Genomic DNA, 7,193 nt, shown 5'->3' with positions numbered 1-7,193 from the left:
CCGCCAGGTCTTCACCAGCAACGACGAGCGAGCCTCCGCCCTTGCACCCTGGCTGCATGAGTACAACACTCGACGACGCCACACCGCCCTGAAAGGCCTCCCCCCGATCAGCCGTCTGTCACCAACGTCGTGACCGGGTACAGCTAGGACGCCGGGATCGTGATCTCGTCGAGGGCGGCGAGGTCGGAGACGGTCGGCTGCCACGACCCGGCCCGCACGTTGTCGTGCACCTGCTCGGGACGGGTCGCCCCGGCGATGACCGAGGCCACCGCAGGCTGGGCAGCGAGGCCGCCGATGGCCACGTCGATGAGCCGCAGACCGCGCTCCGCGGCATACCCCTCGAGACGCTCGATCGTGTCCCAGTCCGCCGAGTCGAGGCGCTCACCCATCGATGCGAGGCGGGTCCCTTGCGGCGCCGCCTCGCCGCGCCGGTACTTACCGGTCAGCAGGCCCGATGCGAGGGGGAAGAACGGCAGCAGCCCGACCCCGACGTGCTCGCAGGCCGGCACCAGCTCCTCCTCGACGTCGCGCTCGAGCAGGGAGTACTCGTTCTGCGCCGAGACGAAGCGTTCGGTGCCGGCCGAACGAGCGGTCCAGTCGGCGTCCACGACCTGCCACCCGGTGAGGTTGCTGCTGCCGATGTAGCGCACCTTCCCCTCACGCACGAGCTCGTCGAGGGCGGCGAGGGTCTCGCCGATCGGCGTGTGCGGGTCGGGACGGTGCAGCTGGTAGAGGTCGATCCAGTCCGTGCCGAGACGTCGGAGGCTGGCCTCCACCGCGGTTCGCACGTAGCGCCGTGAGCCCCGCACCCCCCAGTCGGGTCCGTTGGCACCCTGCATGTCCATGCCGAACTTCGTTGCCACCACGACGTTCTCCCGCTGCTTGCCCAGTGCCGCACCGAGCAGCTCTTCGCTCGCACCGAGGCCGTAGATGTCGGCGGTGTCGAAGAGCGTCACGCCTGCGTCGATCGCGGCGTTCACGACGGCGGTGGTGCCCTCCTGGTCGAGGCGTCGTCCGAAGTTGTTGCAGCCCAGGCCAACCGTCGAGACGGTCAGTCCGCTGTCGCCGAGCTGGCGGTAGGTCATGTCGTTGGTCTCACGTGTCGTCACCGGACCAACGTATGCCGCGGGGCGGGCTCGCAACAGGTGGGGGCTCCGCGCGCAGGACAGAGGTCGGCAGCCTCGCCCACAGGCCTGTGGCACACGGCAGGAGCCCTCGGCGTCCCGGAGACCGGGACACCGAGGGCTCGTGGACAGCCCGCTGCCGGACGTCAGTTCGGCTGGACGAACACCGCGACCGTGCGGGCGGGCACCGAGAAGGAGCCGCTGCCCGAGTCGTAGGCCGCCTGCCGGACGACGCTGTCAGCGCCGTTCGCCTGGACCGGGCTCAGCCGGACCGGGCCGGTGAGGCCGGGCACCTTCTGGCTCACGGCCTCGGGCGTCGCGTTGAAGACGACGACCGCGCCGCGCAGGGCGGGGTCGACGTCCGCACCCTTCGTGTCGTCGATCCGCATGACGATGACGCCCTGCTTCGCGTCGGCCGTGCCGGAGACCGGGAAGGTCACCTTGGCGTTGATGGCGGCAGCGTTGCCGAGCCGGAACAGCTTGGTGCTGAAGCGAAGTCGCAGCAGGTCCTGCGCCATCGCGTCGGCGCTGCGCACGTCGGCCGCCGTCGGTTTGAGCGACGGGTTGGCGAGCAGCGGCTTCATGAAGGGCCACTTCGCGGAGTTCTGCTCCTGCGGGGGCAGGCCGTGACCGAAGCCGTTGTCGGCGCCCGTCCAGTCGAGGCGGTTGAACCAGTCACCACTGTCGTAGGAGTCACGGTTGAGCGACTTGCTGCGCAGCAGGTCGGCTCCGGCGTGCCAGAACGACGGCGTCTGCGCGAGGGCGGTCGTCGCGAGCGACAGGGTGTTCATCCGCACCCGGTCCTGCATCGAGGTGGCCACGGGCAGCTTGTACGTCAGCGAGTCGAAGAGTGTCTCGTTGTCGTGGGCGTCGACGTAGCTGACGACCTCGTCAGGCTGGTCGGCGTAGCCGGCCGGGGCTCCGTTGTAGTCGACCTGCGTGCCGTTGACGACGGCTCCCGTCTTCTGGCTCCGGAACGTGAACGTCTTGAGGTTGCCGGCCAGCCCGAGCTGGACGAGGTCGGTGTCGCTCCCGAGCCGGGTGGCCGCGTCGGCGTTGATCGGCGCCCCGTTGGGGTCGGTGGCCTCGCCGGAACCGAAGCCCTGACGACGCGGGTCCTCGTCGAACGGGCCGCCGCCGCGCACTCCGTCGCGCAGACGGTCGGAGAAGGTGCCGATACCCGTCCCGCCGAGCTGTCCCTGCGTCGCCTGGACGAAGAGCTTGTTGTTCGCCACCTCGCCGAAGTTCCAGCCCTCGCCGTAGAGGTAGATGGACTTGCCGTCCACGCCGTCCTTCTCGAGCGTCAGGGCATCGAGCGCCGAGCGCACCGCGAGCATGTTGGCCCGGCTGTGGTGTCCCATGAGGTCGAAGCGGAAGCCGTCGACGTGGTAGTTCCGGGCCCACGACACGACCGAGTCCACCATGAGCTTCTCGCCCATCGCGTGCTCCGTCGCGACGTTCTGGCAGCACGTCGAGGTCTCGACGGCACCGGTCGCATTGAGCCGCTGGTAGTAGCCGGGCACGATCTTGTCGAGCACGGACTTGTCGCCCTGGCCCGACTGGGCCGTGTGGTTGAAGACCTGGTCGAGCACGACGCGCAGCCCGTCCTGGTGCAGCGCCCCGACCATGGTGCGGAACTCGGCCACGCGCGATCCGCCGTCGGCCGCCTTGGCACTGGAGGCGTACGACCCGTCCGGCACGCTGTAGTGGTAGGGGTCATAGCCCCAGTTGAAGGCGTCCTTGGATGCGACGGCGCCGACGCACTTCTGCTGCTCCTCGCTGTCCGGAGCGTACGAGGCGAGGTCGCACTTCGGCGTCTCCTGCTTCGCCGGGTCCTCCTCGATGGAGGCGATGTCGAAGCTCGGCAGCAGGTGGACGGTGTTGAGTCCGGCCTTGGCCAGCGCCTTGAGGTGCGCCCGGCCGTCGCCGTCTGCCGCGAAGGCGAGGTAGCTCCCGCGCTCGGTCGCGGGGACCTTCGCGTCGGACATCGAGTAGTCGCGGATGTGCAGCTCGTAGATCGTCGAGTCGACGTCCTGCGCCAGCTTCGGCGACGGCGTGCTGCGCCACGTCGACGGCATGAACGCCGGGTCGCGCAGGTCGACCGCGACGGACCGTGTCGAGTTCAGCGTCAGCGCGACCGAGCTCGGGTCGGTGACGACGTTGGTCTCGACCTTCCCGGTCGTGGGCGCCCACACCTTCACCTCGTAGAGGTAGCGGGCGTTGCGGGCCGAGGCGCCGAGGGCTGTGGTCCAGGCCCCCGACCCGTCCCGGGTCATGGCGGTCCGGTGGGCGGTGGCGACCGGCTGGTCGGCGCTGCCCGCGGGCCAGGTCAGCAGGGTGACCTGCTGGGCGGTGGGTGCCCACAGCGAGAAGCCGACCCGGCCCGAGCCCGAGAAGCTGACGCCGTAGGAGCGCGTCCGGGCGGACGCGGCATACAACGCGTCGAGCGCGATGGCCGTCTGGGCGCCCGTGGCGTCGAGGAGCGACCCGTTCGAGTCGTACATCGCCACGGCGACCTGACCCTTGAGGATCTCCGGCAGCTTGCGGGCCGTCGCCTTGTCGAGACGCAGGGCCACGGCCCCGGCGAGCTCGGGGTGGGCGGCGAGCAACGAGGCAGGCAGGCCGGCAGGGTCACGGGTCAGGGTCGCGACCGAACCGCCCGTCACCGCCTCGGCGTCGACGCCGAGGCCACCGTCGGCCGACCAGTGCAGGCGCCAGTTCAGCGTCGCCGGGTCGGTGCCGGCAGGCAGGGCCGAGGCGGGCCAGGCGACGAGGTCGGGACCGACGACGTACGCCTTGGACTTCGTCAGGTCCGGGGCGGCCCCGGGCCGGGACGTCTTGACCGAGATCGCGTGCGTCGACAGGACGTACGTGATGGTCGTCAGGACGCCGTCAGAGGGCACCGAGAAGGCGATGTTGGCGCCGCCCGGCGCACCACCGGCGCCGTAGTTCTCGTCCCAGCCCAGACCGTGGGCGACCTTGAACTCGTAGTTGCCGGCCGGGATCTGGTCGGTGGTGAAGGTGTAGGTGCCGTCACCGTCGGGGTCCTGCAGCCACGAACGCATGCAGTCCGGTGCCCAGTCACCGGGGCAGCCGAGCTTGCTCTGGAAGCTGCCGGCCGCCGTGATGATCGGGTTCTGGGCGTCGCTCGTGACCCAGTGCGTGCGGTGGTCGTAGTAGAAGTTGACGGGCTTGCCGCCGGGCGCGGTGTAGGCGATGTTGCCCGCGCCCTTGACGCCGCCCACGCCGTAGTTCTCGTCCCACGACTTGTTGATGGCGGCCTTGTACTCGTAGTCGCCGGCGGGGATCGAGTCGGACCGGCCCTTCCAGATGTCGTCCTTGGGGTCGAGGGCCAGCTGCGCCTGAGCGCAGTCCGGCTGCCAGTCGCCGGGGCATCCCATCTCGGAGTTGTGGCTGCCCGGGACGCTGACGTTGTCGGGCTGGGTGACCGGGCCGACGCCGCCACTCCCGCTGCTCCCGGCGGTCGTCGGCTCGCCGACGATGCCGTAGGTGGACGTCGCCGACACGTGTCCGGCGAGGTCCTTCGCGACCATTCGGTACTCGACCAACGTCCCCTTGGCGAGTCCGGACACGTCGTGGAAGACGCGGTACGGGGCGTTGTCGTCGGTGCCGATCGGCGTCCAGGCGGACGTGCCGACCGGGCGCTGGAGGAAGGTCACCTCGGCGAACGTGTTGCCGGGCAGGGCCGCGCCGATCTCCGCACGGCCACCCACGACGCCACCCGCGCTCGGCGACGTCGGGTAGATCGCCGGGGCCGACTTCGGCTGTGCCATCGTCCCGTTCGCGCGGTAGACCGCCACCGACAGCGGCGGGACGGTCACGGTCACGCGGCCGTCACGTGCCGCCCGGAGGTCGGCCGTGCCCCCGAGGAGGGGCACGAACTTCGAGCCCGCCGAGTAGGTGGAGAAGGTCGCGGTCTTGGCGGTCGTCGCGTTGTTGGCGACGACGACGTACTCGCGCCTGGCTGCCTTGTCGATACGGCTGACCGCGTAGATGCCGGCCGCGTCCGAGGCGTACCGGTGCACCTGGGCGCCGTCGGCGAGCGCCGGGTTCGCCGCCCGCAGCGCGGAGAGCGCCTTGATCTCGCGGTAGAGCGGGGCGGACGTGTCGTAGTGAGCGGCCGTCCCGGCCGGCTTGCTGCTGCCGACGACGACGTCGTCCTGGTAGATCGGCGTCTTCGTGGCGAACATGTCCTGGCGGGCACGCTTGTCGCCGAAGTCGCTCGTCGGCCCGGTGAAGCCCTGCTCGTCGCCGTAGTAGACGACCGGTTGGCCGCGGGTCAGGAACATCAGCGACGTCGCGAGCCGGTCCCGGGCGAGCAGGTCGTCACCCGTGGCGCCCCCGGCGAGGAGCATCGCACCGACTCGGCCCATGTCGTGGTTGCCGAGGAACGTCGGCAGCTCGTAGGCGTTCGAGTCGGTGTCGGTGTAGTAGTCGTCCCCCGCGAAGAGGTCGCGGATGCCGGTGGTCGCCTTGCCCTGCGCGAAGCCGAGCGCCGCACCCTGGAAGCCGAAGTCGAGCGTCGCAGGCAGCTTGCCCTTCGTCGTGAACTGGCTCGTGTAGGCCGGGTTGCCGTCGTAGACCTCGCCGAACATGAAGAAGTTGTTCTTGCCGGTCGCCTTCGCGTGGTCGAGGATCGCGGGCGAGAAGGACTGCCAGAACGGCATGTCGACGTGCTTGACGGTGTCGATGCGGAAGCCGTCGACCCCGAAGTCGACCCACGACTTGTAGATGTCCTCCATGCCCGAGACGACCTTGGGGTTCTCCGTGAAGAGGTCGTCGAGGCCTGAGAAGTCGCCGTACGTGGCGGACTCGCCGGCATACGTCGAGTCACCGCGGTTGTGGTAGAGAGTCGTGTCGTTGAGCCAGGCGGGGACCTTGACGTCCTTGTCGGCGTCGGCGACCTTCGGCACGTAGGGGAACGACGTGGCCGGGGACATCGCCGGGAAGCAGTCGGGCGCCGTGGCGCCGCCCGTGCAGGCCGGCTTGCCGGCAACCGCGGCGTCGTCGAACGCGTTGCCCTGGACGTCCTTGTACGGCTTGGTGGCCTTGTTGACGTAGGTGTACGAGCCGCCGTCGTAGGAGATGACGTCGGCCGTGTGGTTGGTGATGATGTCGAAGTAGACCTTCATCCCCTTGGCATGGGCGGCGGAGATGAGCGTCTTCATGTCGGCGTTCGTGCCGAGGTGGGGGTCGACCTGCGTGAAGTCGGTGATCCAGTAGCCGTGGTAGCCGGCGCTCGCATCGGAACCACTCCCCTGGACGGCGCGGTTCTTGAACGACGGGGTGAGCCAGATGGCGGTCGTGCCGAGACCCTTGATGTAGTCGAGCTTGCCCGCCAGGCCCTTGAGGTCACCACCGTGGTAGAAGCCCTCGTTGGTCGGGTCGAAGCCCGTCGCGAGAGGGCCGCCCGTCAGACCGCCCTGGTCGTTGGCGGTGTCGCCGTTGGCGAAGCGGTCGGCCATGACGAAGTAGAAGCGTTCCTTCGTCGCGAGATTGCGCAGCGACGGGGTCGCGAGCTTCGAGTCGGCCTTCGTCGCAGCGCCGGGAAGGTCCGTGGGTGCTACGCCGACGGCGTGCGTCGTGTCGTCGTAGGTGAAGCGCAGCGTGGCCGGAGCCGTGAGCACGAGTGGCACGTTGCCGCTGCCCTGGCCGTAGCTCTCACCCCACGAGTGGTTGATCGCGACCTTGAGCTCGTAGCTGCCCGCGGGCACCCGGAACTCGGCGGCATACGAGCTCGTGCCGGGCACGAGCGCGAGGTCGGTCTTGGTGCAGTCGGGCTGCCAGTCGCTGCTGCAGCCGAGCTCGTCCTGCAGGCTGCCGACGAGGGTGGCCGTGCGCGGGGCGTCGGCTCGGGCTGTCGGCGCCCCCGCCAGCGGGACGGCGAGTCCGGCCAGAACGAGGGCCGAGATGCTGGCGACGGACAGGGCCGGGCGACGGCGCATGCGCACTCCTTTGTGGGCGGGGTCGCTCACACGCCCGTGTCTGGACGCTCGACCACCGGGGAGAACCTAGCGCCCATATCGGACATCGCGCCAGACTTGGACT

General features: G+C 69.8%; 3 protein-coding genes. 1 reads left to right on the top strand and 2 read right to left on the bottom strand.

What is annotated here, in order from left to right; genetic code table 11:
* On the top strand, positions 1 to 133 hold a 133-nt coding region (locus AB4030_RS13430), incomplete at its 5' end, for an integrase core domain-containing protein (RefSeq protein ID WP_442279706.1).
* A 10-nt stretch (positions 134 to 143) separates the two neighbouring features.
* Here AB4030_RS13430 and AB4030_RS13425 read toward each other — a convergent pair.
* Together AB4030_RS13425 and pulA are read right to left on the bottom strand one after the other, a co-directional pair.
* Positions 144 to 1,085 (bottom strand): aldo/keto reductase, encoded by a 942-nt coding sequence (locus AB4030_RS13425; protein ID WP_442279705.1) that lies wholly within the window; start codon positions 1,083 to 1,085, stop codon positions 144 to 146.
* Positions 1,086 to 1,270: 185 nt separating this feature from the next.
* Positions 1,271 to 7,090 carry a pullulanase-type alpha-1,6-glucosidase gene (gene pulA, locus AB4030_RS13420; protein ID WP_442279703.1) on the bottom strand — a complete coding sequence of 1,940 codons (5,820 nt, stop codon included), beginning with the start codon at positions 7,088 to 7,090 and terminating at the stop codon, positions 1,271 to 1,273.
* Between the last annotated feature and the right edge of the window lie 103 nt (positions 7,091 to 7,193).

Origin of the sequence: Terrabacter sp. 2YAF2, assembly GCF_052114705.1 — a bacterium.
In the GTDB taxonomy this organism is placed as follows: Bacteria; Actinomycetota; Actinomycetes; order Actinomycetales; family Dermatophilaceae; genus Terrabacter.
This window is presented reverse-complemented; position numbering and strand designations above follow the sequence as displayed.

What these genes read in the sequence shown, in the direction of transcription:
- AB4030_RS13425 (WP_442279705.1), bottom strand. Translation starts at nt 1,085, where the DNA reads ATGACCTACCGCCAGCTCGGCGACAGCGGACTGACCGTCTCGACGGTT.
- pulA (WP_442279703.1), bottom strand. Translation starts at nt 7,090, where the DNA reads ATGCGCCGTCGCCCGGCCCTGTCCGTCGCCAGCATCTCGGCCCTCGTT.